The following is a 23,544-nucleotide window of genomic DNA, read 5'->3' as shown; positions in this document are numbered from 1 at the left end:
CGTCAGATGAAGAGCCCCAACAGCAGCACGAACACCAGGCCGGTCACCGACAGCACGGTCTCCATCAGCGACCACGACTTGATCGTCTGACCGACCGACATCCCGAAGTACTCCTTCACCAACCAGAACCCGGCGTCGTTGACGTGGCTGAAGAACACCGAGCCGGCACCGACCGCGAGCACCACCAGCGAGACCTCGCCGGCGCTCATTCCCTCGACGAGTCCCAGCATCAGCGACGACGCGGTGATCGTGGCCACGGTCGCGGAGCCGGTCGCCAGACGGATCAGCACGGCCAGCACCCAGGCCAGCAGGATCACCGAGACGTTGGCCGCCGTCGCCCATTCGGCGAGCTTGGTGCCGATGCCGGTGTCGACCAGCACCTGCTTGAACCCGCCGCCGGCGGCGACGATCAGGATGATGCCGGCGACCGGCGGCAGCGACGACTCGATGCACTTGGTGATCTGGTCGCGGGTCATGCCCGAACTCTTGCCGAGGGTGACGATGCCGACGATGACGGCGATCAGCAGCGCCATCAGCGGCCGCCCGAGGATGTCGAACGTCTGTCGCACGAGATTGCTCTCGTCGTCGATGAAGATGTCGACGAGTGCCTTGCCCATCATCAACCCGACGGGCAGCAGCACGCTGAACATCGTGATGCCGAACGACGGCCTGCGCCGTTCGGTACGGAGTCCGGCCTCGGTCGCGGTCAAAGTCTGCGCGCCGTCGCCCACTTCCCCTGCGGCTGCGCCCTTTCCACTGCCGTTGCCGTCGAAGTCGTCGGCGTCGAAGCGGTCCGGCACGTCGAGCACGACCCAGCGGCCGGCCAGCTTGCCGAACAGCGGCCCGGCGACGATGACCGTCGGGATGGCCACGGCGACACCGAGGGCCAGCGTCATGCCGAGGTCGGCGCCCAGGTACTCGATGGCGGTCAGCGGGCCCGGGTGCGGCGGGACCAGGCCGTGCATCGCGGACAGCCCGGCGAGGGCGGGGATGCCGACGGTGATCAGTGACAGGCCCGAGCGCTTCGCCACCAGGTAGATCACCGGCATCAGCAGCACGAGGCCGATCTCAAAGAACATCGGCAGGCCGATGATCGAACCCACCAGTGCCATCGCCCAGGGCAGCGCGCGCGGTGAGGCGTGCCCGACGATGGTGTCGACGATCTCGTCGGCGCCACCGGAGTCGGCCAGTAACTTCGCGAACATTGCGCCCAGCGCGATGAGGATGCCGACACCTGCTGCGGTGGAGCCGAATCCGTCGGCGAAGGAGTCCAGGACGTCGGCGATGTTCACGCCAGCCACGAGGCCCACCGTGAGCGCGCCGAAGATCAGGGCGAGGAACGGGTGCAGCTTCAACAGGGTGATCAGGATGACGATGACCGCGATGCCGGCCAGCGCCGCGACGACGAGTTGCCAACCGGCCGCTACGGGTTCGGCCAGCTCCGCATCGGCGGCCAGCAGGGTCAGTGCCGTGGTCATCGGGTCTCCTCTTCGGTGGCGGGATCGGTCAAGGTGACATACGAGTCGATGATCGAATCGATGTCCTGGTCGACGTTGATGGAGACGCCGTGCTCGTCGGGCTCCAGCGGCTCGAGCGTTTGGAACTGGGAAGCCAGCAGGGACGCCGGCATGAAGTGGCCGGGCCGGCTGGCCTGACGACGGGAGATGACCTCCAGCGCCCCACTCAGGTGCAGGAACGCGACGTCGGCGCAGTGCCGGCGGAGCTGGTCACGGTATCGGCGCTTGAGCGCCGAGCAGCTCATCACCCCGCCCGTGGGATGCTCGGCCAGCCAGATTCCGATGGCCTCCAGCCACGGATGACGGTCGTCGTCATCGAGCGGGTGACCCGCGGTCATCTTGGCGATGTTCGCCGGCGGATGGAAGTCGTCCGCGTCGGCGAACGGGACGCGCAGGCGCTGCGCGAGCGCCGCACCAACGGTCGATTTTCCGGACCCGGACACACCCATGACGACTACTGGTGACGCCATACCCTCCACCTACCCAGTTGTGGTTGACGTCACACAGACTGCACCAATGGTAAGACTTATGCAAGATCGAAGTTCGGATGATGGGTCCTTAGCCGCGCCAGCAAACGTATGACACCATGTAAGTGTGACCGTGGCCACTCGCGTCGGCGCTCTGCACGGCGGACTGCTCACCGCGCTGGGCACCCGCATCGTCTCCGGGGAGTACCCAGCCGGTCAGGTGCTCACGCTCGACGCCGTCGGCGTCGGCCACGGTGTGTCACGCAGCGTCGCCCGCGAGGCGATCCGCGTCCTCGAATCGATGGGCATGGTGGAGTCGCGCCGCCGGGTCGGCATCACGGTGCAGCCGTCGACGAGCTGGAATGTGTTCGACCCGAACGTGATTCGATGGCGCCTCGACGCAGGCGACCGCGTGGCCCAGCTGGAGTCGCTGTCCGAACTGCGTCGCGGCTTCGAGCCCGCGGCCGCCGCCCTGGCGGCCCGGCGGGCAGACCCGCACCAGTGCCGGGTGATGGCCGCCGCCGCGTCGGACATGCTGGTGCACGGCCGCGCCGGTGACCTGGACGCCTACCTGTCCGCGGACCTGGTGTTCCATCAGACGCTGCTGGACGCCAGCGGAAACGAGATGTTCCGCGCGTTGACCGGCGTGGTCGCCTCGGTGCTGTCCGGCCGGACCCAGCACGGGATGATGCCGGAGAACCCGAACCCCGCCGCGATCGCGCTGCACGACGACGTCGCCCGGGCGATACGGATGAACGATGCGGCGGAGGCCGAACGGGCGATGCGCGCCATCATCGACGAAGCGGCATCCGCGGTGGCCGAGGAGTTCACCGGCAGTGGTTAACTGCGATGGTGGGCAGACAACCGAATCTCGCACGACGCTTCTTCGACCGGTTCGAGGCGGTGCACGCCGTCACCTACTTCGCCCCTGAGGCGCGGTCCGCGATGGACGCGCTCGGGTACCGCGGATTCTGGATGGGCTACTTCGCCGCGCGCTCGGCGCCGCTGGGACCGGTTCCGGCGGAGGTGGTAACCGCCGTGTTCTACAACTTCGCACCCGCGCGGGTGGCCAAGGCCCTGCCCGCGGCCTGGGAGGTGGCCGGCCCGGCCGAGGCCCTGCGCGCGCGTGAGGAGTCGGCCGTCGCCGCCCTGCGGCGCTACGGCCTGGTCGACGACGACGGCCTGCGCACCGCAGCCGATCTCGCGGCCAAGGCCGCCGTCGCGGCGCCAGTCGACGGCCGGCCGCTGTTCGCGGCCAACCTGTCGCTGGACTGGCCCACCGATCCCGTGGCGCGGTTGTGGCACGCCGCGACGCTGCTGCGCGAACACCGTGGCGACGCGCATGTGGCGGTGCTCGCCGCCGCAGGCGTCAGCGGCCGCGAGTGCAACGTGTTGCACGCCGCCGCGGGCAAGGTGCCCGCCGAGATGATCATGCGCAGCCGGGATTACGACGAGCAGCAGTGGGCCGAGCACCAGAACCGGCTCGCCGCTCGCGGCCTGCTCGACGACAGCGGAGCGCTCACAGATGCAGGCCGGGAACTCAAGCAGCACATCGAGGACACCACCGACGCGCTGGCGCTCTCGGCACTCGACGGCCTCGCCGACGACGAGGTCGAACAGCTGTTCCGGACGCTGACACCGCTCGCCCGCGCCGCGGTGGCGGGGGGCGACGTGCCGCAGGCCACCCCGATGGGCCTCAATCGCGACGACCTCGACGACGAGAGCGCCGGGCTCAGGACTTCTTGACCGGGTCGTGGCCCCAGTTCTTCAGCGAGTACCGCCACGCCGAGTCTTCGATGTCGCCTGAGGGGCGTTGTGCCAGATGGCGTTTGGTGTAACCGACGACCTTGCGCATGTGCGCGTAGTCGTCGTCGGACAGGTCGGACTTCTTGGCCTTCAGGATCTTGACGATGTGCCGGCCGCTCTCGTGGCCGGTGGACTCGCCGCCGCCGGACTTCTGGCCCACCGACTTCGAATCGTCGGAGTCGAGCCACTTCTCCAGTTCCGACGCGGTCATGTTGACGACGTCGTGGAACTCGTCCCACGCCTGCTTGTGGTCCTCGTGCTGCTTTGTGTCACTCTCGGCCATCGGTCACTTCTTCTTCAGCGCGCCCGGCTTGTGGACGGCGTCGTTACCGCTCTTCTCGCTCTTCACCCGGTACTGCGGCTCGTCCTTCGACGCCTTGACCTTGCGGCCGGCCGCTTCTTTCTCCGAGGTGATCTTCTCCTCGACGGTGCCCTCGGCGGTACTGCCGTGACTCTGCCAGCTGACCTTATCGCCCTTCTTGAACTCTTTGCTCATGAGCGGCGGGTACCCGTCGGCCCCGCCGTCATTCGCGGCGTCCGGGATTCGTCACATTTCAGCGTGGCGCGTACATGATGACGCCGACGCCGACGAGACTCACCGCGGCGCCGGTGATGTCCCACCGATCTGGGCGGAAACCGTCGGCGACCATCCCCCACGCCAGCGAGCCGGCGATGAACACGCCGCCGTAGGCCGCCAGCACCCTGCCGAATTGGGCGTCGGGCTGGAACGCCGCGACGAAACCGTAGGCGCCGAGGGCGATCACTCCGAATCCGACCCACCACCAGCCGCGGTCTTCCCGCACGCCCTGCCAGACCAGCCAGGCGCCACCGATCTCCAGCAGCGCCGCGAGCACGAACAACATCACCGACTTGGCCACGACCATGCCCGTCAGCCTGCCGCGAGCGTGCACGTTTGTCGGTGATTGACGGCGTGTCGGGCCGCAGACACGCGCACTCGCGGAACCAGCGCTCACGAATTGAGGTTGCGGTTCCACTCCAGCCAGCCGACGCCGGTACGGCCGTCGGTGAGCGTCACCGTCGCCCATGCGCGCGGGAAGTGGCTGACCCGGCCGTCGTCGGCGGTCAGCCGCACCGGCGCGAAACCGCGCAGGTCGACGGTGGCGTCCACGTCGCCGGGCGACATGGTCAGCGTGGTGGTGACGGGTAGGCCGTTGTCGGCGAACGTCGCCTGGGCGGTGACCGTCGTGGTCTCCTGCAGCGGCGCCCCCGGCGGTTGCACGTAGCCGACGCTGAGCGGCGGCGTCCCGGGGATGCGCAGGTCGACGCCGTGCAGATGGGTGCCGTCGTCGAGGTGCAGCGCACTCCACACCCAGTCCATGGACCACCAGTCGCGCACGCCCCAGGAGTGGTCGCGCTGCCCGGGCGCATCGCGCAGCGTCACCGTCCGGCCCTCGGCGGTGATCGTGCCCGACACCGTGCAGGCGATCTCGTATCGAGGGGTGATGCGGTACTGGTAGGGCGTGCCGGCAGTGGTCCAGGTGAGGTCCATCGTCAGCTCGACCGGACGGCCCTCGGCGCCCTCGAGCAGTGCGCCGGCGTCGTCGAACGCCTGGCCGCTGCCCCGCACGGTCACCCGGAAGCGGCGCAGCGGTTCGTCGGCCGCCATGGAGATCTCGACGGCGTCACCGCGCGCCAGGAACGGATCCTCGGGCAGTGGCGCTTCGAAGTCGAGGACGGCGATGGTCGGCATGTCGGGCCCGCAGATCAGCGCGTTGAGCCAGGCCGTGCGCCGGTTCGGGTACAGGCCGACCCTGACCCAGCCGCCGACGCCCTGGCCGGCGTCGACGACGTCGAAGTACCAGCTCTCGTTCCACAGTTCCTCGTCACCCGGCGGGTGCCCGCCCTCGTCGCCGGCCGACGGTTGCAGGGCTTCCGGCGGTGACGCCGACGGCAGCACGTCGAGCGCGCCGGTGTCGAGCACATGGGAGCAGTGCCGCGCGAGCATGGTCATGAACATGCGGTCGCCGCGGTCGGTGCGCTCGACGAGCATCGACGACACGATCGCCATCATCACCCCGAAGAAGCTCTGCCGCCGGACGCCGTCGCGCACCTCGTCGAGGCTGACGGTCGACTGTGGTCCGAGCGCCTCGTGGTACGCCCGCAGCAGGGCGTCGTAGTGGTCGCGGCGCGCCGACTCCGTCAGGGCGCAGCCCAGGAAGTACGCCACGTCGGTGAAGGCCGGGCCCCACGTGACGGTCTGCCAGTCCACCACCGTCAGTGGGCGGTCGGCGCCGGCCTGACCGAACAGCATGTTGTCGAGCCGGTAGTCGCCGTGCACCAGACCCGCGACACGTTGCGCGGCGGCCTCTTCGGCGACATAGGCGTCGAAGCTCGCCACCAGCTGTTCGCACACCTCGCGGTGTCCGGGTTGGATCTTCTCGGCGTAGCGTTCGGCGAAGCCGGCCCACAGCGCGGCGATCAGGCCCTGGTTCATCGGCGACTCCCGGTTGAGCCAGTCCGCATCGGCCAGCGTGGGGTCGCCGAGCAGCGGCCCGTGCACCCGGCCCAGTTCGGTTAGGGCGAGGGTCGCCTGTTCGATTGTCGCGCCGCGGATCTCGTCGCCCACGACGGCGGGCGCCGCGTCGCCGAGCACCAGGTGGAATGTTCCGTTCGCGGGGTCGTAGGCGGTGTGGTGGCAGGGCGCGACCGGGCCGCCGAGCCGCGGGGCGATGTCGGTGTAGAACCGCACCTCGCGTTCGTAGAGTCCCATCGCCAGCCCGGTCTGCCTGCTGTTGGCGTCGGTGGCGGCGACCTTGAGCACCACCGACTCCGGGCCCGGCGCCACGTCGTCGGCATACTGCAGCGAGACGCGGTAGCACTCGCTCATCTGGCCGGTGCCGATGCGTTCGAAGGAGAAGCCGGCGACGCGTCCCGTGCCGATCGCCGTGGTCAGCCAGTCGGCGGTCAGGTCGTCCGGCCGTTCGATCACCAGGTCGTCACGTGCGTCCACCGGATGAACGTAGCAGTGGGGTGGATCACACTGTTGACGGGTGTCAATCAGTGCGGCGCGCTGGTGGAAGGGGTGTGGCAGTGCTGCGGTGGTGCTGCGGGCACGTCGAGCGCGGGGTTGCGGTCGAAGAAGCCGTAGGGCTTGAGCCAGAACGACACCACGTCGACCGGCATCACCGGCCAGTCCTCCGGCCGGGTGATGTGGTGGATGCCGAATACGTACCACAGCACCACGTCGGTGTTGTCGATCGACCGGTTCGCCTTCGTCCACTCGCCGAGCCCGGTGTCGGTCTCCGACTGGTTGACGAATTCGCCTGCAGGCCAGCGCTCGTCCGGACTGTTCGGTGTCACCCAGAGGGTGTGGCCGATCACGTTGGCGCGGCGCAGCACCGGCGACGCCGGGTCGAACATCGGTGGGAGCGCCCCGGTGGGGATCAGCTTGTAGGACGGGTGGGTGCCCAGTCCGTTGACGACGTTGGTGTTGACCACCTTCCAGCCGCGCTGGGAGGCGAAGTCGACGTCCTGCCTGCCGTCGGCCTCGGTGAGCAACGGCACCTCGCGCAGCAGCACCGACAGGCCGTAGGGGTTGGCGGGCCCCATCGGCTCGGCGTAGGACTCCGTGCGGTAGACGGTGTTCTCGCCGCCGTCGACGTCGAGGTCCAGCCGGGCCACCAGGAAGTGCTGGTGGAACGGTGCATACGTGCGGTCGTCGACCAGCGTGCCGTTCGGGTGGGGCTGGCCGGGGGCGAGCGGGGTGGTGACCATGATCCCGGTCGCACGCACCTCGCACTCGATGTTGCCGTCCTGGTAGAGCCGCCAGTACACCAGGTACTCGTAGTTCGCGACCGTGACGTGGAACGACACTGTGAGCCGCCGCATCCGTCGCACCTCGGCGCCGGCATCGTGGTCCACGTGCTTCCACAGGACCGCGTTGTCCTCCTCGTGGATGCAGATCGCGTTGGTGATCGTGTACGGCACGCCGCGGCTGTCGTGCAGCACGGCGTCCAGGTAGCGGATCTCGCCGAGGCAGTCACAGCCCAGTTCCAGTGACGTCGTCATGAAGCCGAGGCCCCATTCGCCGATGTCGAACGCCGTGCGGCGGTAGTGATCCTGCGACGAATCCCGATACGGCACCACCATCTCGGCGAACGAAAGCCGGTGCGCCACCGACCGGTCGCGGTCGCCGTCCCGGTAGGACACCGTGTGGAGCGTCATTCCCTCCCGGTGGTTGAACCCGATCCGCAGCGACCAGTTCTGCCACTGCAGCAGATTGCCGTCGAGCCGGAACGACGTTCCCTGCGGCTGGGTGATGTGCAGCGGCGCCAGTGGCTCGCGGCGCCACGCCGCCCTGATCCGCTCGGGGACGTGGGCCGGGGCGTATTCGCCCATGACGTCCGGTGGTTCGGCGCCGCCGGCGAACGGGCCGGTGTCCTCGATCCGGAGCAACGACATGGCGTTGAGGTCGACGACGCAGTGCAGCCCACTGACCATGTGCGCATAGGGATTGGCACCCGGTGCGCCGCGCAGCCAGGTGTCGGACCAGCCGATCCGCCGGTCACGGAATTCCGTTGGGGCGACGGCGTTTCCGTACGTCCAGGTGTCCATGAACACGAGCTCGAGGTCGGTGATGCCACGACGGGCCAGGGCGGCGACCAGATCCGGATGCGAGCGCAGCATCCGGTCGCATTCGGCGAACTCGTCGACGGTGAAGTTGGCCTGCACGCCGGGCAGGTGCGTGAACGAATCCACCCGGCCCTCGGTCAGCGACACCACGCCCTTGTACGTGGAGTTGGTCGCCCGGTGCAGGCAGATCACCGTGGCACGGCGCTGTGGCGCGATGCCTGTGGCAGCGAACTCGCGAAGCTCCGCCTTGTCCGGTTCGCTCAGTTCGACCGACGCGAACCGCCAGCCGTCGTCGACGTCGGTGTCGCGGCGCAGTATCGCCGACACCGCCTCGAATTCGTCTGCGGCCAGGGGATCCAGGGGATGCACGCGATCACGCAATCACATCCGGCGGCGCCCCGCAGCCGTTCGATGTGCTCGGCGCTAGCGCGCCGCGAGGCTGAAGCCCTCCCACGCCTGCCTGCGGTCGACGTCGGGGTCGAACTCGATCCGAGGCTTTCGGTCGAACACCCGCACGGCGCGTTGGTCGGCGGTGTAGAGCGGCCAGTCCTCTCCCGGCACACCCGTGCGGCCGAACGCGCGCCAGCGCCGCTGCACGTCCCGGCTCACCCGGCGGGCCGACCGCTGGTCGGCGGCCGCGGTGAGCAACGACCCCAGCCGAGTGCGGTAGGTGTCGAACACGGCGAGCAGCTCCATGGCGTGCGTGGCGCCGAGCCCGGACCACTGCAACGTGCGGGGCGCATAGTCGTAGCGGTAGACGTAGGTGGGCGCGTGCCGGGAATGCGCCTCGGCGACCTCCCAGGTGGCCGTGCCGAACGCGAAGTCGCCACCGAGCCGCACACACGCCGACGGGCTCGGGTAGCCGGGGTAGGCCGACGTGATGCGTTCGCGCCGCTCGGCGTCCGAGTTGGCCAGCAGCAGCTCGATGGTCGCCTCCGACGTCGGCAGGAGCTGCAGGAACCGGGTGAACAGCTTGCCCTCCTCGGCGTTGTTGCCGACGATGAGGGGCACCCGGTGGGCGGTGCCCTCGCGCATCGCCTCGACCGGATCGCGGGGCAGGTAGTCGGTGCCGAACGCCGGGCCGACCGCGAACGCTCCCGGCAGGTCGTCCGTGCCTCGGGTGAGCAACCGTTCCAGCGCGGTCACCAGCTCCCTTGGCCTGGCCGCCATCAGCGCGGCGGCCCCGTCCTGCGGTCGCGCGCCGAGCAGCCCGGCGAACTGGTCGGCGAAGGTGGCGGCGGCCTCCGGTGACCGCACCATGCCACTGACCGGGCTCTGCGAGATGACCCGCGCGAAAAGGCCTTTGGCCTGCGGCACGGCCAGCAGCGTCGCGACGGCGTGCGCCCCGGCGCTCTCGCCGAAGATCGTCACGTTGTCCGGGTCGCCGCCGAACACCTCGACGTTGTCGCGCACCCAGCGCAGCGCCATCACCAGGTCGCGCAGGTACAGGTTGCCGTCGATCGGGTTCTCCGGCGTGGACAGCGACGACAGGTCCATGCAGCCCAGCGCCCCGAGCCGGTAGTTCACCGAGATGTAGACGCAGCCCCGCCGCGCCATCGCCGCACCGTCGTAGAGCGGTGTCGCCGAGCTGCCGAGCAGGTAGCCGCCCCCGTGGACGAAGAACATCACCGGCATCGGCCCGTCGGGCCGCGACTGCGGCGCAACGACGTTCAGCGTCAGACAGTCCTCGCTCATCGGCTGGTACTTGTTGACCCCGACCAGGGTGTACCTGCGCTGCTGCGGTGCGCAGTACCCGATGCTGTGGCAGTGCCGGACACCGCGCCACGGCTGCGCGGGCAACGGCGCCCGGAACCGCCGCCGGCCCACCGGCGGCTGGGCGTAAGGGACAGCCCGCCAGCGGTGCACGCCGTCACGGGTGAAGCCCTCGATCGTGCCGGTGCTGATCGTTGCGCGGACTGTGTGTTCGTGCATTCACCGACCGTAGCGAACGAACCGCCGTTCGCCGCGCCTGACGGGCCCCACCGCTTCGGCCCGCTAGCCTGGCTGCATGCGGATTGCTGTGTTGATCGCGGCGTCTGTGCTGGTGGCGGGGGTTTGCGCAGGGTGCGGCGGGCAGGACGGCGAGTCCGGGGCACCGTCGGGTTCCCGATTGTCGGTGCCGTCGCCCACGTCGCGCGCGAGCGTCCCGCCCACCCCCACTGCGACGTCGAAGCCGCCGGTGGGCGCGCCGCTCGCCGGCTCCGCGATCGGCGACGTCATCGCGTTCGTCGCGGCCGGAACGCCCACCGAAGTGCGCGGTTTCCACGAGGCGACCCGGGACGGCGAGGTGTCACGACTCGGCGATGCCGTCGCGTTCACCACACCGTCGGGCGCGACGCGGTGCATGACCGATCCGCAGTCCGACGGCGGGCTGGACTGCCTGGTCCGGCTGACCGACCCGCCACCGGCCCCGCCCGACATCGCGGGCCAGTGGATCGGCGACTGGGTGGATTTCACCGGCCCGACACTCGACGTCGGGTCGGTGCACGGCGATCCCGGCCCGTTCGGGCGGGGCGACGGGGCCGCACTGCCCTACGGCCGGTCGCTGGCCTTCGGTGACTTCCGGTGCCGCGCCGACCCCGCGGGCCTGTTCTGTGTGAACTACGCCCACCAGACGGCCGCCCGCCTCAGCGACGCCGGGGTGGAGCCGTTCGGCTGCCTGAAGAAGGTGAGCCCGCCGGCCGACATCGGGATCCGGTACAGCTGCCCGGAATGACCCACCGCACCTAGTCGGTGGTGCGAAGCCGCGCCTGCACCCTCTCGGGATAGGTGTTCGTCATCCCGACCGCACCGGCGATCACCACCACCGGGATCACCCAGTTGGTCCAGTGCGCGGTCGACGGGGCACCGGCCGCGACGAAGCCGAGCACCGCGATGAGCGCGAACACCAGTCCCCACATCAGCGTGAGCATCTGGTTGGTGCGCCGGAACGCAGCCTTCTCCCGGTCGCTGCGCGGGGTGAAGTCACGCGCGTACTGCTCGGTGAACGGGGTGAACGCCAGCGAACCGAACGCCATCACGGCCAGCACGCCGCTGGACACCGTGGTCGAGTAGACGTCCATCCAGTCCATGTCGGTGGCACCGGTGACCATGCCGGCGACGGTGACGGCGACGAAGAACACGATCGTCACCACCTCGAGCAACCGGGGACCGCCGACGCGCATCGACACCCCGAGGATGAACGCCGCGATCACCGCGCACAGACCGCCGTAGAGCCAGGTGCTCGAGCTGCCGGCCACCACCCAGTACAGAATCCAGGGTGCGAACCCCACGAAAGGGCTGTGCTCAAACCATTCATCCATCGTCACCGCAGAGTACGAGCAGCGGCGCCGCGGTGCGTCCTCAGGTCAGGCCACGCCCTTGCGCCGCAGCAGCGGCAGCACACCCTCGGCGAACCAGTGCGCCTCCTCGAGGTGCGGGTAGCCCGACAGGATGAACTCGTCGAAGCCCAGCGCGTGGTACTCGACGATCAGGTTCGCGACCTCCTCGTGGCTGCCGACCAGCGCCGTGCCCGCGCCGCCGCGCACCAACCCGACCCCCGCCCACAGGTTCGGGTAGATCTCCAGCTGGTCCACCCGCCCGCCGTGCAGCGCCGTCATCCGCCGTTGCCCTTCCGATTCCGACTTCGAGTGCAGGGCGGTGGCCTTCGCGATCTGTTCGGGTGTCAGCTGGCCGACGAGTTCGTCGGCGACGGCCCATGCCGCCGCGGAGGTGTCGCGGCTGATGGTGTGCAGCCGGATGCCGAAGCGGATGGTGCGCCCGCGCTCGGCGGCCAGCGCGCGAACCCGCTCGATCTTGGCGGCTGCCGCCTGTGGGGGCTCACCCCAGGTCAGGTAGACGTCGACGTACTGCGCGGCGATCGGCAGCGCGGCGGCCGACGAACCGCCGAAGTAGATGCCGGGCAACGGGTTCGGCGGCGCCGACACCCGGGCGTCGGCGACCCGGTAGTGGTCGCCGGAGAAGTCCAGTGACTCCTGCTGCCACAGCGTGCTGACGATGTGCAGGAACTCGCCGGTGCGGGCGTAGCGCTGATCGTGGTCCAGCCAGTCGCCGAACCGCCGCTGCTCGAGGTCGTCTCCCCCGCTGACGATGTTGAGCAGGACGCGGCCGTCGGAGAATCGCTGCAGGGTGGCGGCCTGCTGGGCGGCCAGCGTCGGCGGCACCAGCCCGGGGCGGAACGCCACCAGGAACTTCAGCCGCTCGGTCTCCGACAGCAGCGCCGCCGCGGTCAACCAGGCGTCCTCGCACCAGGTTCCGGTCGGGGTGAGCACTCCCTCGAAGCCGAGACGGTCGGCCGCGCGGGCCACCTCGGCGAGGTAGCGCCTGCTGGGTTCGCGGTACCCGGCGGGCACGGTGTGGTGCGACGAGGCGTGCGAGGCGCCGACGATGTTGCGGCTGTCGCCGTTGGTGGGCAGGAACCAGAAGAATTTCGCAGGCGAAGCCGGCGGTTGAGCTGCAGCTGGGGTGGGCATCTTCACTCCTTGTTGCGGTCGATGTAGAGCGGGGCAAGCACGTCGCCGTAGCGGCGGTCGACCCAGCGGGAGAAGTCGGGGGCCGACGCGATCTGCTGCGACTTCGCGAAGAGGTCGGCCATCTCCTGCTCGGACGCCACGAGTTGATCTGACAGGTCGAAGGGCAGTCGCAGGCTGCGGCCCTGCGCCAGCTTCGCGACCTCAGGGTCGAGGCCGACGTCCTCGCCGTAGCGGGTGGCCCACTCGTCGGGGTTGTCGTGCGCCCAGCGGACGGCCTTGGCGTAGCGCACCAGCAGATCGCTCAGCGCCGAGTTGCGCTTCGGGTCGGCCAGCGCCGCGTCGGCCGCCACGCCGAAGCCGGCGCCGTTGGTGACGCCGGTGGCGCGGGCGATGCTGCGCACGGGCAGTTCCGTCTCGGCCTGTGCGGTGTAGGGGTCCCACACCGCCCACACGTCGACGCGGCGCTGGGTGAACGCCGACAGCGCATCGGCGGGCTGCAGGAACACCAGCTTGACGTCGGCGGGCGTCAGCCCCGCCCGGTCCAGTTGGACCAACGTATGGCCGTGTGCGGAGCTGCCTTTGGCGACCGCGATGCTCTTGCCCCGCAGGTCGCCGATCGACTGCAGCGGCGAATCGGCGTGCACCAGGATCTGGTCGCCGAACCCTCCGCCGTCGTATGCCGAGACGATCTTCACCTTCGCGTTGGACGCGGCGCCGAAGATCGGCGGGGTGTTGCCGGTGATCGCGAAGTCGATCTTGCCCGCGGTGGCGGCCTCGATCTGCGGCGGGCCCGAGGTGAATGTCGAGAACTCGACGGCATACGGCAGGTTCTCCAGTGCTCCCGCGGCCGTCAGCAGCGCCTGGGTGCCGCCCTTCTGGTCGCCGATGTGCAGGGTGACACCGGCGAGTTCGGACAGCGGGACGGTCTCCGGCGCCTGCTGCGCGCCGGATGACTCCTCGCGTGACACACAGCCGGCGAGCAGGCTCAGCGCCGTCAGCGCGGCGAGCAGCACCACGATCGGCCGGGGTCTGGGCATGGTCGTCTCCTCAGTCGAAGTCGTCAGCGGATGACGCCGAGCCGGTCGAGCAGCTCGGCGCGGTAATGCTCGGTGTGGGCGGCCGATTCGCCCGGCGGGCGGCGCGGCTCGTCGATTTCGAGGGTGTGCGCCACCTTTCCGTCGTCGAGCACCAGCACGCGGTCGGCCAGCGCGACGGCCTCGTCGACGTCGTGGGTGACCAGCAGCACCCCGAATCCGTGTTCACGCCACAGGTCGACCAGCAGCGAGCGCATGCTCAGCCTGGTGAGCGCGTCGAGCGCGCCGAACGGTTCGTCGAGCAGCATCAGTTCCGGCTCGGCGACCAGGGCCCGAGCCAGCGAAACGCGTTGTGCCTGACCGCCCGAGAGCGTCAACGGCCACACACCGGCGCGGTCGGCCAGGCCGACATCGGCCAGCGCACGCCGGGCCCGCTCGTTCGCCTCGCCGCGGGACAGGCGTTGCCGCGTCAGCCCGTATACGACGTTGGTGAGCACGTCCCGCCACGGGAAGAGCCGCGGTTCCTGGAACGCCAGCGCGGGCGCCCCGGCCACCACCCGCTCACCGGTGTGATCGGTGGACAGCCCGGCCAGCACCCGGAGCACCGTCGACTTGCCGGAGCCGCTGCGGCCGATCAGCGCGACGATCTCACCGCGGGCGATGTGCAGCGAGACGTCGCTGAGCACATGATGGTCGCCGTACCACTTGTCGACGTGGCGGAGCTCACCCGCGGTCTGCGTGCGGCGTTCGCTTGCGATGGTCATGTGCGGTACCTCAATGCTCGGCGCTCGAGAGCGCGGACGATGGCATCGGTGCCGATGCCCAGCAGTGCGTAGACGACGAGCCCGAAGATGATGATGTCGATGCGCAGGAAGTCGCGGGCGTTGTTGATCAGGAAGCCGATGCCCTTGTCGGCGTTGATCTGCTCGGCGACGATCAGCGTCAGCCACGCGATCGCCAGGGACTGCCGGAAGCCGACCAGCACCTGGGGCGCGGCGCTGGGGACGATGATGTCGCGGAACCGCTGCCAGAACGAGAATCCCAGTACCTGAGCGGTTTCGAAGAGTTTCGGGTCCACCTGGCGGATGGCGGAGAATGTGTTGAGGTAGAGCGGGAAACTCACCCCGAGCGCCACCAGCAGCACCTTGGGCAGTTCGCCGATGCCGAACCACACGATGAACAGCGGGATCAGGCCGAGATGCGGCAGCGCGCGCACCATCTGCATCGGCGGGTCGACGGTGGCCTCCAGCCAGCGGGAGAGTCCCACCGCGGTACCGAGCGCGACCCCGACGACGCTGCCCAGCAGCAACCCTTCGACGACGCGGATGCCCGACACCCGCAGCGCGTCGGCCAGTTGGCCGTTGCCGATCAGCTCGACGCCGGCCTCGGCGATCAGTGACGGCGCGGGCAGCACGTCCTGCGGGATGAGGCCCAGCGCGCTGCCCAGCTGCCACAACAGCAGCAGCACCAGCGGCGACGCCAGCCGGACGAAACCCCACTTGCATTCGCCGCGAACGCCTTTCGTGCGCCCGCTGATGCCTGCCGTGCCTACCGCGCCCGGCGCAGTCGCCACCTCCGATGAACTCGCCACGGTGAACCGACGCTACGGGCGCACATCGCAGCGGCGTAAGGGTTCTGTTCGCGGTGAGGAAAAGAAAACGCCGGAATCCGCGCCCCGGCGGCCTGCGGTGCGTCGTCAGTCGAGCCGAAAGCTCCCGCTGACCAGGGTCGGCGTCACCGCCCGTCCGTTGATCGTCGATCCCATCGTGCCGTTGTCCAGCACCACCAGCTGCGCGGCCTGCTGCAGTTGACGCCGGCTGCGCACCTGCGTGCGGAACTGCTCGGCCGCGAGCCGCTGCCGGTCGGCCTGTTCGAGGTCGTGATCGCTGACACCGCCGCTGTACTGGACGCCGATCGCGGACTCGTCGGGCCGGCGCACCCACGTCGAGCGCACGCCACCGGTATCGGCGGTGTACACCCCCGCCGGCGCCTGCGCCGGAGTGGCGACGAACGGGTACGCGACGCCGTCCACGGTCAGTTCGCCCTCGACGTCGGTGCCGTCGAATGTGGCCTCGAGCGTGTCGCGGAAGCGGGAGTCGATGTCGATGCGGCCGGTGGACTCGCTGCCGAAGAACCATGCTTCGTCGTCGGCGCCGTTGCACGCGTAGGCGGCGATGTCCGAGCCGTCGACGGAGATCCCGATGCTCATCGCCCTGCCGTCCCTGGTGATGTCGGCGATGTAGGTGCCCGAGGGCGGGAAGGTGGTGGCCGACGTCGCCACGACCGACGGCCCGGTAGCCTCGGGCGACGACCCGCCGGAGCACGCCACGAGACCGAGCGCGAGCAGCCCGCCGATGCTCACCAGCAGTGCGCGCAGGTGCGTGAGCATGTGCTCAGCATCCCCCGCCCTTGTTGATCGCGGGCGGAAACCGGCGCCTGCGCAGCCGCCCTACAGACGGGTCAGCACTGCTACCCCGCGCCCGCGGGGCCGAACTAGCGCCAGCCGTCGGCCGCCTTGGCCGCCCGCACGAGAGCGTCACAGAGCTTGCGCAGCTCGTCGGACTCGGCGCCCTCGTCCAGCGCGATCGCGACATCCTCTGCGGCGCAACGCACCTGGTAGACCCGGTCGGAGAGCTGCGCGGCCTCGTCCGCGGTCAGCACCACGGCATCCGGCGCGACCGCGCTGCCCTTGACCATGGCCCGCTGCTCGTACGCGCGCTGACGGCAGGATTGCCTGCAGTACTGGCGCCGCCTGCCCATCCCGGCGTCGGCCACCTCGCGGCCGCACCAGCGGCAGGGTTGCAGACGGCGACGTCTGACATCGTCGCGATGCTCGCGGCTACGCACTTCAGGCCCCACGGTGGTCGACTGTAGACGGCCCACGGCGCGGTTCCCGGTATCCTGGGGGTCGAGTCGGGAACTCAACGGGCACCGACCGCGTTGATGATCCGGCAACTTACACATCGAGGAGTGTTGACGATGGCTGATCGCGTCCTGAGAGGCAGTCGCCTCGGAGCCGTGAGCTACGAGACGGACCGCAACCACGACCTGGCGCCGCGTCAGGTGGCTCGCTACCGAACCGACAACGGCGAGGAGTTCGACGTCCCGTTCGCCGACGACGCCGAGATCCCCGGCACCTGGCTGTGCCGCAACGGTATGGAGGGCACCCTGATCGAGGGTGACGTGCCGGAGCCCAAGAAGGTGAAGCCCCCGCGCACCCACTGGGACATGCTGCTCGAACGGCGTTCGGTCGACGAGTTGGAAGAGCTGCTCAAGGAGCGCCTGGACCTGATCAAGTCCAAGCGCCGCGGCAGCTGAGCGTCCGCTAGCGGACGATGCCGCGGGCGCGATCGAGGCGCCCGCGGACACCCCAGGTGGCGACCTTGAACATCGCTTCCCGGATGTTGGACCCGCTCATCTTGGACACGCCGAGTTCTCGTTCGCTGAACGTGATCGGCACCTCCACCACGACGAAGCCCTGGTTGATGGCTCGCCAGGTCAGGTCGATCTGGAAGCAGTAGCCCTTCGAGTCCACCGCGGCCAGATCGATCTTCTCGAGTACCTCGCGGCGGTAGGCCCGGTACCCGGCGGTGATGTCGTGGATGTCGACACCCAGCAGCACCCGGGCGTAGGTGTTGGCGGTCTTCGACAGGGCGTAGCGCCGCCGCGGCCAGTTCCGGATCGTGCCGCCGGGGACGTACCGGGACCCGATCGCCACGTCGGCGCCGCCGTCGACGGCCTCCAGCAGCCGGTGCAGCTGCTCGGGTGCGTGGCTGCCGTCGGCGTCCATCTCCACCAGCACCGAGTACTGCCTGCCCAGTCCCCAGGCGAACCCGGCCAGGTACGCCGCTCCGAGCCCGTCCTTGCTGGTGCGGTGCATGACGTGCACCCGGTCGGGGTCGGCGAGCGCGAATTCGTCGGCCAGCTCACCGGTGCCGTCCGGGCTGCCGTCGTCGACGATCAGGATGTGCACGCCGGGGCAGGCCTGGTGCACGCGGCCGACGATCAACGGCAGGTTCTCCCGCTCGTTGTAGGTCGGGATGATGACCAGCGCGCGCTGACTCGGCCGGGTGGCGCCGCCGGCACCCTCCCCCGGCCGCGCTCCACCAGGGTCAGTCATGTGAGTCCTCCGTCGTTGCCGCCCTTGTCGGGCGGGCTGTTCCCGGTCTTCCCGGCCCTCTGCCGGCGCCGTCTGATCGCCGATACGAACGCTCCATTGTGCAGCATGGCCGCCAGCACCGACGCGACGCCGACCGCGATGATCACGGCCTGCACGATGGGTCCCCAGCGGGTGGCGGGTGTGAGCTGCGTCTTCAGCCTGATCTGCTGATCGAGGTAGGCCGGCTCGAAGAACCCGGTGCGCGCCAGCTCACGTCCGTCGGGGGCGATCATCGCGCTGATGCCCGTGGTGCCCGCGACCACCACGAACCGGTCGTGCTCGACGGCGCGCAGCCGGGCGAACGCCAATTGCTGCTCGCTCATCGGCTCGGTGAACGTGGCGTTGTTCGACGGCACCGCCAGCATCTGCGCGCCGGCCAGCACCGACTCCCTCGCGGCCCGGTCGAAGATCACCTCCCAGCAGGTGGTCACCCCGACGGGAACACCGGCCGCGTGCACCACCCCGTTGCCGGAGCCGGGGATGAAGTAGCCGGCCCGGTCGGCGTAGGGCGACAGCTTGGAGAAGAAGCTGCGCCACGGCAGGTACTCCCCGAACGGCTGCACGATCCGCTTGTCGTGCCGTTCGGCGGGCCCGGTCCCGGGCTGCCACACGATCACCGAGTTGGTGGACACCGGGTTCTCCGGGCGGTAGTCGGGGGCCCTGACGACGCCGCCGACCAGGATTGGTGCGTCGATGGCGTCGGCGGCCGCGGTGATCTGCTCCGCGGCGTCCGGATTGGCCAGCGGGTCGATGTCCGAGGAGTTCTCCGGCCAGATGACCAGTGCCGGGTGCGGTGCACGGCCGGCCCGCACGTCCTCGGCCAGCCGCAGCGTCTCCTGCACGTGGTTGTCGAGGACCGCGCGGCGCTGAGCGTTGAAGTCCAGCCCGAGCCGCGGCACGTTGCCCTGCACGGCGGCGACGGTGACAGCGGGGTCGTCTCCGGCACCGACCCCGGAGTGCCGGACCTGCGGGGCGATCAGCGCGGTGCCCAGCAGTGCCGCGCTGATGCAGATGCCGGGGAGCACGACGGCGGGCAGCGCGGTGTGCGTGTCGTCCTCGTGGTGCCACCAGCGGACGGCCTCGACGACGATCGCGGTCAGGCAGAAACCGGTCAGCGCGACAGCGAAGGACAGCAGCGGCGCACCGCCGGCCTGCACCAGCGGCAGCAGCGGTCCGTTGGTCTGACTGAAGGCCACCACACCCCACGGAAACCCGCCGAACGGCACCGTCGACTTGAGCCACTCCTGGCCCACCCAGAGCGCCGCCAGCCACAGCGGCAGGCCGGGCAGCCGCCGCACCAGCACCGCGACGGCGCCGAACAGCCCGGGGAACAGGGCCTGCACCACGGCCAGCGCCAGCCACGGCACGGGGCCGACCAGCCCGCTGATCCACGGCAGCAACGGCACGTAGAACACCGTGCCGAACAGCACGCCGTAGCCGAATCCGCCGGCGACGGTCGTCGACGGTCGCATCAGCGTCCACCCCAGCAGGGCGAACGCGACGAATGCGGCCCACCACCAGCCGAACGGCGGGAAGCTCAGACACAGCAGCATCCCGCCGACGGCGACCGCGCCCAACTGCGCCCACCGCGACAGCACTGCCGGGCCCGCACCGCGAGCGATGCGGGTCAGCCGCGACGGCTGCGCGTGCCGCTCCGCCCGCTGCGCGCGCGAACGTGAGACAGCGTCCTCGCCGAAGGATTCCCGGCGGGCGGCCTCGTCGCCGGAACTCTCGTCGACGGTCTCGTTCGGGCCGGAGTCGAGGTCGTCGGGATCGGTGTCGACGGGAACCGCGGGAATCACGTCGGTGTCGTCCATCGCCCGGCGGCGGCGGCGACGCGGTGGGTCAGCCATGGATGACGACACCTCGGTGGACGGTCTGGCGGCACCTCGGCGACGGATCGCCCGGCGCCAGCCTCGGCAGCGCCGGGACCCGGGACCGCGGGTCGGTGGACCAGCGCGCCACACCGTCGGCCGGCGCGCTCACCGTCAGGTCGTCGGCGTCCCAGATCGCGTAAGAGGCGGGCGCTCCGGGGACCAGGGTGCCGGTGACGCCGTCGTTGACGCCTGCGGCGCGCCAGGCGCCCCGGGTCGCGGCAGCGAACCCGGCCCGCAGCGACACCGCGCTGCCCGGTGTCCGGTGTGCGCTCGCGGCGCGGACCCAGCCCCAGGGATCCAGCCCGGTGACGGGGCTGTCCGAGCCGAAGGCGAGGGGCACGCCTTGGGATGCTAACAGCGCGAACGGGTTGAGCCCGGCGGCGCGATCCGGGCCGAGTCGCTGGGCGTACATGCCGTCGGGTCCGCCCCAGAGGGCGTCGAAGGAGGGCTGGACACTGGCGTGCACACCCCACGACCCGAGCAGCGTGGCCTGCGCGGGGGTGACCATCTCCAGGTGTTCGAGGCGGTGACCGCAGCGCGCGACCGCGGGCGCGCCCACCCGCTCGACGATGCGGGCCAGTGCCTCGACCACCGCGCCGACCGCGGCGTCACCGATCACGTGGAAACCCGCGGTGACCCCGGCGTCGGTGCAGGCGGCCAGGTGCGCGGTGATCTCGCCGGCGTCGAGATACGTGTTGCCACAGCTGTCCGGCGCGTCGGCGTACGGCGTGTGCAGCCAGGCCGTTCGCGACCCCAGTGCGCCGTCGACGAACAGGTCGCCGGCCAGTCCGCGCGCCCCGGTGCGATCGACGAGGTCGCGTGCCGCACCGGGGCTGCTGACCGCTTCACCCCAGTACCCGACGACGTCGACACCGTGCGTGAGTTCGCGGACGGCGAGCCAGTCGTCGAGGCCGCCGATCTGCGGACCGGCGCATTCGTGCACCGCGACGATCCCGCTCGCGGCGGCCGCGTCGAGGGCCGCCGTCTGCGCGTCCCTGCGCTGCAGGGCGGTCAGGTGCCCGCGCGCGGCGGCCCGCACCCGGTGGTGGGCGTCGGCGGTCAGCGGCAGCTCGACGGAGAACCCTGCGGCGTCCTCGACGCCCGGGGCCGACCGGCGCAGCGCCGTGGTGGCCGCCGCGGAATGGACGTCGACGCGGGACAGGTAGGCCGGCCGGTCCCCGAGCAGCCCGTCGAGGTCCGAGGTGCTCGGCGGGCGGCGTTCCGGCCACCCGGACTCGTCCCAGCCGTGTCCCCAGATCACCCCGTCGGGATGGGCCTTGGCGTGGTCGGCGACCATCGTGAGGCAGTGCCGCAGCGACGTCGCCGTACGCAGGTCGAGCCCGGTCAGCGTCAGTCCGGTCGCGGTCAGGTGGATGTGGCTGTCGACGAATGCCGGCGCCACGAACCCGCCGTCGAGGTCGACGACGGTGGCATCGGGGAATTGAGCCCGGCCGACATCGTCGGCGCCGAGCCAGACGACGGTGTCGCCGCGGACCGCCATCGCGGTGGCGTCGGGCATGGCCGGGCTGTGTATCCGCCCGCCCGACAGCAGTGTCGTCACCACGAGTCCGACACGCTAGTCGGGCTTGCGCTCCACGACCTCGGGCAGGGCAGCCGAAGCGGTGCCGGGCGGGGTGTCGTGCACGTCGACGACCTCGCCGTCGATGTAGCCCCCGTCGCGGTAGTCCCGGGTGTAGGGCGGCATACCCGCCACGGTGACCACGGGGACACGGCCGAGACGGCGGGCGGCCATCGCCGTCGCCGCGGGCCGGACGGCGGCCCTTGTCGGCGGCAGCAGCAGCAGCGCGCCGAGCACCGACGAGGCGACACCGGGAATCGCCACCAGCACCGTGCCGAGCGCCACGAGCGCGCTGTCGGTCACGGCGCCGCGGGCCGACGCGGCGGTCATCCCGGACTGCAGCCTGCCGATCTGGCGCCGCAGCTGCGAACCGGCCAGCGCCAGGCCGAGCACGAAGGTGGCGAGCACCAGCAGGAGTGTCCAGCCGAACCCGATCGTCGACACCAGCGCGACGAGCACCGCCAGTTCGACGACCGTATAGAGCAGGAACAGCCGCATCATCATGATCGGACAACGTTCCGCACGGCGCCGGGGTTCCGTAGATTGAGCGCGTGGTAGACGACGTGCGCGACATCAAGATCACCGCACCGAACGGTCCCCTCGAGGCCATGGTGTCCGTCCCCGAAGGTTCCGGTCCGTGGCCGGGCGTGGTGGTGGTGCACGATGCCATCGGCTACAGCCCCGACAATCGCAGGACGACCGCGCGGATCTGCGCCCAGGGGTACGTGACCATCACCCCGAATCTGTTCTCCCGCGGCCGGGTGCGGTGCATCACCAGCGCGTTCCGCAGCCTGTTCACCCGCACCGGCCCCACCGTCGACGACATCCTGGCCGCCCGGGAACACCTGCTCGCCATGCCCGAGTGCAGCGGGCCGGTCGGCATCGTGGGCTTTTGCATGGGCGGACAGTTCGCGCTGCTGCTGTCGCCGCGCGGGTTCGCCGCGTCGGCGCCGTTCTACGGCACGCCGTTGCCGCGCGGCCTTAACGAGGCGCTCGACGCGTCCTGCCCGGTCGTCGCGAGCTTCGGCAGGCGCGATCCGCTGGGCATCGGCGCGGGCGAGCGCCTGACCAAGGCGGTCGAGGCCCGCAACATCACCGCCGACGTCAAGGTGTACCCGGACGTCGGCCACAGCTTCGCCAACCAACTGCCGGCCCAACCGCTGCTGCGGATCACCGGATTCGGCTACGACGAGGCCGCCACCGAGGACGCCTGGTCGAGGGTGTTCGCGTTCTTCGACACGCACCTGCGCGCCGGTTAAGCCGCCCGCACCTCGATCGCCGCGTGCACCTTGTCCACGCCGCCGCGGATCAGTGCCTGCGGAATCCACCACCAGGCGTGCCACCAGTAGCGCCGGGTCACCATGTCGAACACCCGCCGGGTCTCCGACTTCGGCAGATTGCGGGCGATCGCCTCCACCGGTTCACCCTTGGGCTTGCCGAGCACGCCGCACTTCTGGATGGTCACCCGCGGAGTGTTGTTGATGCGCTTGGTCTTCCACGAGCCGTCGTCGGTGCTGATGAGCAGCCGGTCACCGTCGGGCACACCCCACACCGGGGTCGGCTTCGGCCTGCCGTCCTTGGTGAACGTGGTCAGCAGCAGGTACTTCTCGCCGTAGACGTCCTGGAACGTCGGAGCCATCTCAGCTCACCGCCTTCAATTCGATGGTGACGTTCTTCTTCAACCCGCCGTTGAGCTTGGAGAAGAACCCGAAGCCCTTGCCGAGCAGGCCGTAACGCCGACCGATCGCGTCGTAGGTGGGTCCGTTGGCCGACTTGTCGAGGAGCGTCGCCGTCGCCTCGACCGCCTCTCCCTTGGGATTGCCGCTGCGGTCGCACTCGGCGATCGTGACCCGCGGGGTGTTGCGGATGCGCTTGACCTTCCAGGACTTCTCCTGGGTGATCACCACCAGCCCGTCGCCCGACGGCGCGGCCCAGATCGGTGTCGGCTTGGGCCTGCCGTCCTTGGTGAACGTGGTCAGCAGGATGTACTCGGCCTTGGCGACCTCAGCGAATGTGGGCACGACAGTCACCGTACCCATT

The 23,544-nt window shown here is 70.2% G+C and carries 26 protein-coding genes; 5 read left to right on the top strand and 21 right to left on the bottom strand.

The features are described from left to right. Positions 1-2 precede the first annotated feature (2 nt). The gene (locus tag H7I41_RS27270) at positions 3-1,478 is read right to left on the bottom strand and encodes a GntP family permease (protein WP_264015767.1); all 1,476 of its coding nucleotides are present in this window, start codon (positions 1,476-1,478) and stop codon (positions 3-5) included. Then, positions 1,475-1,987, bottom strand: coding sequence for a gluconokinase (locus tag H7I41_RS27265; RefSeq protein ID WP_264015766.1), 513 nt, complete (start codon positions 1,985-1,987; stop codon positions 1,475-1,477). The genes H7I41_RS27270 and H7I41_RS27265 overlap by 4 nt, the downstream gene beginning before the upstream one ends. A 124-nt stretch (positions 1,988-2,111) precedes the next feature. On the opposite strand from H7I41_RS27265, the gene H7I41_RS27260 reads away from it, so the two are divergent. Both H7I41_RS27260 and H7I41_RS27255 read left to right on the top strand, forming a co-directional pair. Then, positions 2,112-2,828, top strand: coding sequence for a FadR/GntR family transcriptional regulator (locus H7I41_RS27260; protein WP_264015765.1), 717 nt, complete (start codon positions 2,112-2,114; stop codon positions 2,826-2,828). An 8-nt stretch (positions 2,829-2,836) separates the two neighbouring features. After that, positions 2,837-3,730, top strand: coding sequence for an SCO6745 family protein (locus H7I41_RS27255; protein ID WP_264015764.1), 894 nt, complete (start codon positions 2,837-2,839; stop codon positions 3,728-3,730). On the opposite strand, the gene H7I41_RS27250 is transcribed toward H7I41_RS27255, so the two are convergent. From H7I41_RS27250 to H7I41_RS27225, 6 genes are all read right to left on the bottom strand, one after another. Beyond that, entirely contained in the window at positions 3,717-4,073 is a 357-nt protein-coding gene (locus H7I41_RS27250; RefSeq protein ID WP_264015763.1) for a DUF3140 domain-containing protein, read from the bottom strand. The two genes, H7I41_RS27255 and H7I41_RS27250, sit on opposite strands and share 14 nt — an antisense overlap. 3 nt (positions 4,074-4,076) lie before the next feature. Next, positions 4,077-4,286: a hypervirulence associated TUDOR domain-containing protein gene (locus H7I41_RS27245; protein WP_264015762.1), complete on the bottom strand. Its 210-nt coding sequence runs from the start codon at positions 4,284-4,286 to the stop codon at positions 4,077-4,079. A gap of 58 nt (positions 4,287-4,344) precedes the next feature. Continuing rightward, on the bottom strand, positions 4,345-4,674 hold the full coding sequence (locus H7I41_RS27240; RefSeq protein WP_264015761.1) for a YnfA family protein: 330 nt from the start codon (positions 4,672-4,674) through the stop codon (positions 4,345-4,347). A gap of 86 nt (positions 4,675-4,760) precedes the next feature. Beyond that, complete coding sequence (locus H7I41_RS27235; RefSeq protein WP_264015760.1) at positions 4,761-6,761, bottom strand: DUF7064 domain-containing protein; 2,001 nt, start codon at positions 6,759-6,761, stop codon at positions 4,761-4,763. A 47-nt stretch (positions 6,762-6,808) separates the two neighbouring features. Continuing rightward, positions 6,809-8,752, bottom strand: coding sequence for a primary-amine oxidase (locus H7I41_RS27230; protein ID WP_372503810.1), 1,944 nt, complete (start codon positions 8,750-8,752; stop codon positions 6,809-6,811). Positions 8,753-8,806: 54 nt separating this feature from the next. Then, positions 8,807-10,315, bottom strand: coding sequence for a carboxylesterase/lipase family protein (locus H7I41_RS27225; protein ID WP_264015758.1), 1,509 nt, complete (start codon positions 10,313-10,315; stop codon positions 8,807-8,809). Between the two features lie 76 nt (positions 10,316-10,391). Here H7I41_RS27225 and H7I41_RS27220 point away from each other — a divergent pair, with 76 nt between their 5' ends. Continuing rightward, entirely contained in the window at positions 10,392-11,099 is a 708-nt protein-coding gene (locus tag H7I41_RS27220) for a hypothetical protein (protein WP_264015757.1), read from the top strand. Positions 11,100-11,109: 10 nt separating this feature from the next. Here the strand turns inward: H7I41_RS27220 and H7I41_RS27215 are convergent, their stop codons facing one another. The 7 genes from H7I41_RS27215 to H7I41_RS27185 all read right to left on the bottom strand — a co-directional run bounded on the left by H7I41_RS27215 (position 11,110) and on the right by H7I41_RS27185 (position 16,748). Then, positions 11,110-11,655: a hypothetical protein gene (locus tag H7I41_RS27215; protein ID WP_308214660.1), complete on the bottom strand. Its 546-nt coding sequence runs from the start codon at positions 11,653-11,655 to the stop codon at positions 11,110-11,112. A 75-nt stretch (positions 11,656-11,730) separates the two neighbouring features. Next, positions 11,731-12,855 carry an LLM class flavin-dependent oxidoreductase gene (locus H7I41_RS27210; protein ID WP_264015755.1) on the bottom strand — a complete coding sequence of 375 codons (1,125 nt, stop codon included), beginning with the start codon at positions 12,853-12,855 and terminating at the stop codon, positions 11,731-11,733. Between the two features lie 2 nt (positions 12,856-12,857). Further along, positions 12,858-13,892 (bottom strand): ABC transporter substrate-binding protein, encoded by a 1,035-nt coding sequence (locus H7I41_RS27205; protein WP_264015754.1) that lies wholly within the window; start codon positions 13,890-13,892, stop codon positions 12,858-12,860. Positions 13,893-13,915: 23 nt separating this feature from the next. Then, positions 13,916-14,653: an ABC transporter ATP-binding protein gene (locus H7I41_RS27200; RefSeq protein WP_264015753.1), complete on the bottom strand. Its 738-nt coding sequence runs from the start codon at positions 14,651-14,653 to the stop codon at positions 13,916-13,918. Next, positions 14,650-15,426 (bottom strand): ABC transporter permease, encoded by a 777-nt coding sequence (locus H7I41_RS27195; RefSeq protein WP_264015788.1) that lies wholly within the window; start codon positions 15,424-15,426, stop codon positions 14,650-14,652. Before H7I41_RS27195 ends, H7I41_RS27200 begins: the two co-directional genes overlap by 4 nt. Positions 15,427-15,585: 159 nt before the next feature. Further along, complete coding sequence (locus H7I41_RS27190; protein ID WP_264015752.1) at positions 15,586-16,278, bottom strand: hypothetical protein; 693 nt, start codon at positions 16,276-16,278, stop codon at positions 15,586-15,588. A gap of 104 nt (positions 16,279-16,382) precedes the next feature. Next, positions 16,383-16,748: a hypothetical protein gene (locus tag H7I41_RS27185; RefSeq protein ID WP_264015751.1), complete on the bottom strand. Its 366-nt coding sequence runs from the start codon at positions 16,746-16,748 to the stop codon at positions 16,383-16,385. A 120-nt stretch (positions 16,749-16,868) separates the two neighbouring features. Here H7I41_RS27185 and rbpA point away from each other — a divergent pair, with 120 nt between their 5' ends. Further along, positions 16,869-17,207 carry an RNA polymerase-binding protein RbpA gene (gene rbpA, locus H7I41_RS27180; protein ID WP_264015750.1) on the top strand — a complete coding sequence of 113 codons (339 nt, stop codon included), beginning with the start codon at positions 16,869-16,871 and terminating at the stop codon, positions 17,205-17,207. Positions 17,208-17,214: 7 nt separating this feature from the next. On the opposite strand, the gene H7I41_RS27175 is transcribed toward rbpA, so the two are convergent. Genes H7I41_RS27175 through H7I41_RS27160 form a run of 4 tightly spaced genes read right to left on the bottom strand, consistent with a single transcriptional unit; the run spans position 17,215 to position 22,008 of the window. Continuing rightward, the gene (locus H7I41_RS27175; RefSeq protein ID WP_264015749.1) at positions 17,215-18,009 is read right to left on the bottom strand and encodes a polyprenol monophosphomannose synthase; all 795 of its coding nucleotides are present in this window, start codon (positions 18,007-18,009) and stop codon (positions 17,215-17,217) included. Continuing rightward, positions 18,006-19,901, bottom strand: coding sequence for an apolipoprotein N-acyltransferase (gene lnt, locus H7I41_RS27170; protein WP_264015748.1), 1,896 nt, complete (start codon positions 19,899-19,901; stop codon positions 18,006-18,008). Before lnt ends, H7I41_RS27175 begins: the two co-directional genes overlap by 4 nt. Continuing rightward, positions 19,894-21,486, bottom strand: coding sequence for an amidohydrolase (locus H7I41_RS27165; protein WP_264015747.1), 1,593 nt, complete (start codon positions 21,484-21,486; stop codon positions 19,894-19,896). The genes lnt and H7I41_RS27165 overlap by 8 nt, the downstream gene beginning before the upstream one ends. A 15-nt stretch (positions 21,487-21,501) precedes the next feature. Next, positions 21,502-22,008: an FxsA family protein gene (locus H7I41_RS27160; RefSeq protein WP_264015746.1), complete on the bottom strand. Its 507-nt coding sequence runs from the start codon at positions 22,006-22,008 to the stop codon at positions 21,502-21,504. A gap of 104 nt (positions 22,009-22,112) precedes the next feature. Between H7I41_RS27160 and H7I41_RS27155 the strand changes: the two genes are divergently transcribed. After that, positions 22,113-22,763, top strand: coding sequence for a dienelactone hydrolase family protein (locus H7I41_RS27155; protein WP_276009721.1), 651 nt, complete (start codon positions 22,113-22,115; stop codon positions 22,761-22,763). On the opposite strand, the gene H7I41_RS27150 is transcribed toward H7I41_RS27155, so the two are convergent. Both H7I41_RS27150 and H7I41_RS27145 read right to left on the bottom strand, forming a co-directional pair. Beyond that, the gene (locus H7I41_RS27150) at positions 22,760-23,143 is read right to left on the bottom strand and encodes a PPOX class F420-dependent oxidoreductase (RefSeq protein WP_264015745.1); all 384 of its coding nucleotides are present in this window, start codon (positions 23,141-23,143) and stop codon (positions 22,760-22,762) included. The genes H7I41_RS27155 and H7I41_RS27150 overlap by 4 nt on opposite strands. Position 23,144: 1 nt before the next feature. Continuing rightward, positions 23,145-23,543, bottom strand: coding sequence for a PPOX class F420-dependent oxidoreductase (locus H7I41_RS27145; RefSeq protein ID WP_264015744.1), 399 nt, complete (start codon positions 23,541-23,543; stop codon positions 23,145-23,147). Position 23,544 lies beyond the last annotated feature (1 nt).

The sequence above is a fragment of the [Mycobacterium] manitobense genome (assembly GCF_025821665.1).
In the GTDB taxonomy this organism is placed as follows: domain Bacteria; phylum Actinomycetota; class Actinomycetes; order Mycobacteriales; family Mycobacteriaceae; genus Mycobacterium; species Mycobacterium arseniciresistens.
This window is presented reverse-complemented; position numbering and strand designations above follow the sequence as displayed.

Coding starts and splice junctions, on each gene's coding strand:
- H7I41_RS27270 (WP_264015767.1), bottom strand. CDS start 1,478: ATGACCACGGCACTGACCCTGCTGGCCGCCGATGCGGAGCTGGCCGAA.
- H7I41_RS27265 (WP_264015766.1), bottom strand. CDS start 1,987: ATGGCGTCACCAGTAGTCGTCATGGGTGTGTCCGGGTCCGGAAAATCG.
- H7I41_RS27250 (WP_264015763.1), bottom strand. CDS start 4,073: ATGGCCGAGAGTGACACAAAGCAGCACGAGGACCACAAGCAGGCGTGG.
- H7I41_RS27245 (WP_264015762.1), bottom strand. CDS start 4,286: ATGAGCAAAGAGTTCAAGAAGGGCGATAAGGTCAGCTGGCAGAGTCAC.
- H7I41_RS27240 (WP_264015761.1), bottom strand. CDS start 4,674: ATGGTCGTGGCCAAGTCGGTGATGTTGTTCGTGCTCGCGGCGCTGCTG.
- H7I41_RS27225 (WP_264015758.1), bottom strand. CDS start 10,315: ATGCACGAACACACAGTCCGCGCAACGATCAGCACCGGCACGATCGAG.
- H7I41_RS27220 (WP_264015757.1), top strand. CDS start 10,392: ATGCGGATTGCTGTGTTGATCGCGGCGTCTGTGCTGGTGGCGGGGGTT.
- H7I41_RS27210 (WP_264015755.1), bottom strand. CDS start 12,855: ATGCCCACCCCAGCTGCAGCTCAACCGCCGGCTTCGCCTGCGAAATTC.
- H7I41_RS27205 (WP_264015754.1), bottom strand. CDS start 13,892: ATGCCCAGACCCCGGCCGATCGTGGTGCTGCTCGCCGCGCTGACGGCG.
- H7I41_RS27200 (WP_264015753.1), bottom strand. CDS start 14,653: ATGACCATCGCAAGCGAACGCCGCACGCAGACCGCGGGTGAGCTCCGC.
- H7I41_RS27190 (WP_264015752.1), bottom strand. CDS start 16,278: ATGCTCACGCACCTGCGCGCACTGCTGGTGAGCATCGGCGGGCTGCTC.
- rbpA (WP_264015750.1), top strand. CDS start 16,869: ATGGCTGATCGCGTCCTGAGAGGCAGTCGCCTCGGAGCCGTGAGCTAC.
- H7I41_RS27175 (WP_264015749.1), bottom strand. CDS start 18,009: ATGACTGACCCTGGTGGAGCGCGGCCGGGGGAGGGTGCCGGCGGCGCC.
- lnt (WP_264015748.1), bottom strand. CDS start 19,901: ATGGCTGACCCACCGCGTCGCCGCCGCCGCCGGGCGATGGACGACACC.
- H7I41_RS27160 (WP_264015746.1), bottom strand. CDS start 22,008: ATGATGATGCGGCTGTTCCTGCTCTATACGGTCGTCGAACTGGCGGTG.
- H7I41_RS27155 (WP_276009721.1), top strand. CDS start 22,113: ATGGTGTCCGTCCCCGAAGGTTCCGGTCCGTGGCCGGGCGTGGTGGTG.
- H7I41_RS27150 (WP_264015745.1), bottom strand. CDS start 23,143: ATGGCTCCGACGTTCCAGGACGTCTACGGCGAGAAGTACCTGCTGCTG.
- H7I41_RS27145 (WP_264015744.1), bottom strand. CDS start 23,543: ATGGGTACGGTGACTGTCGTGCCCACATTCGCTGAGGTCGCCAAGGCC.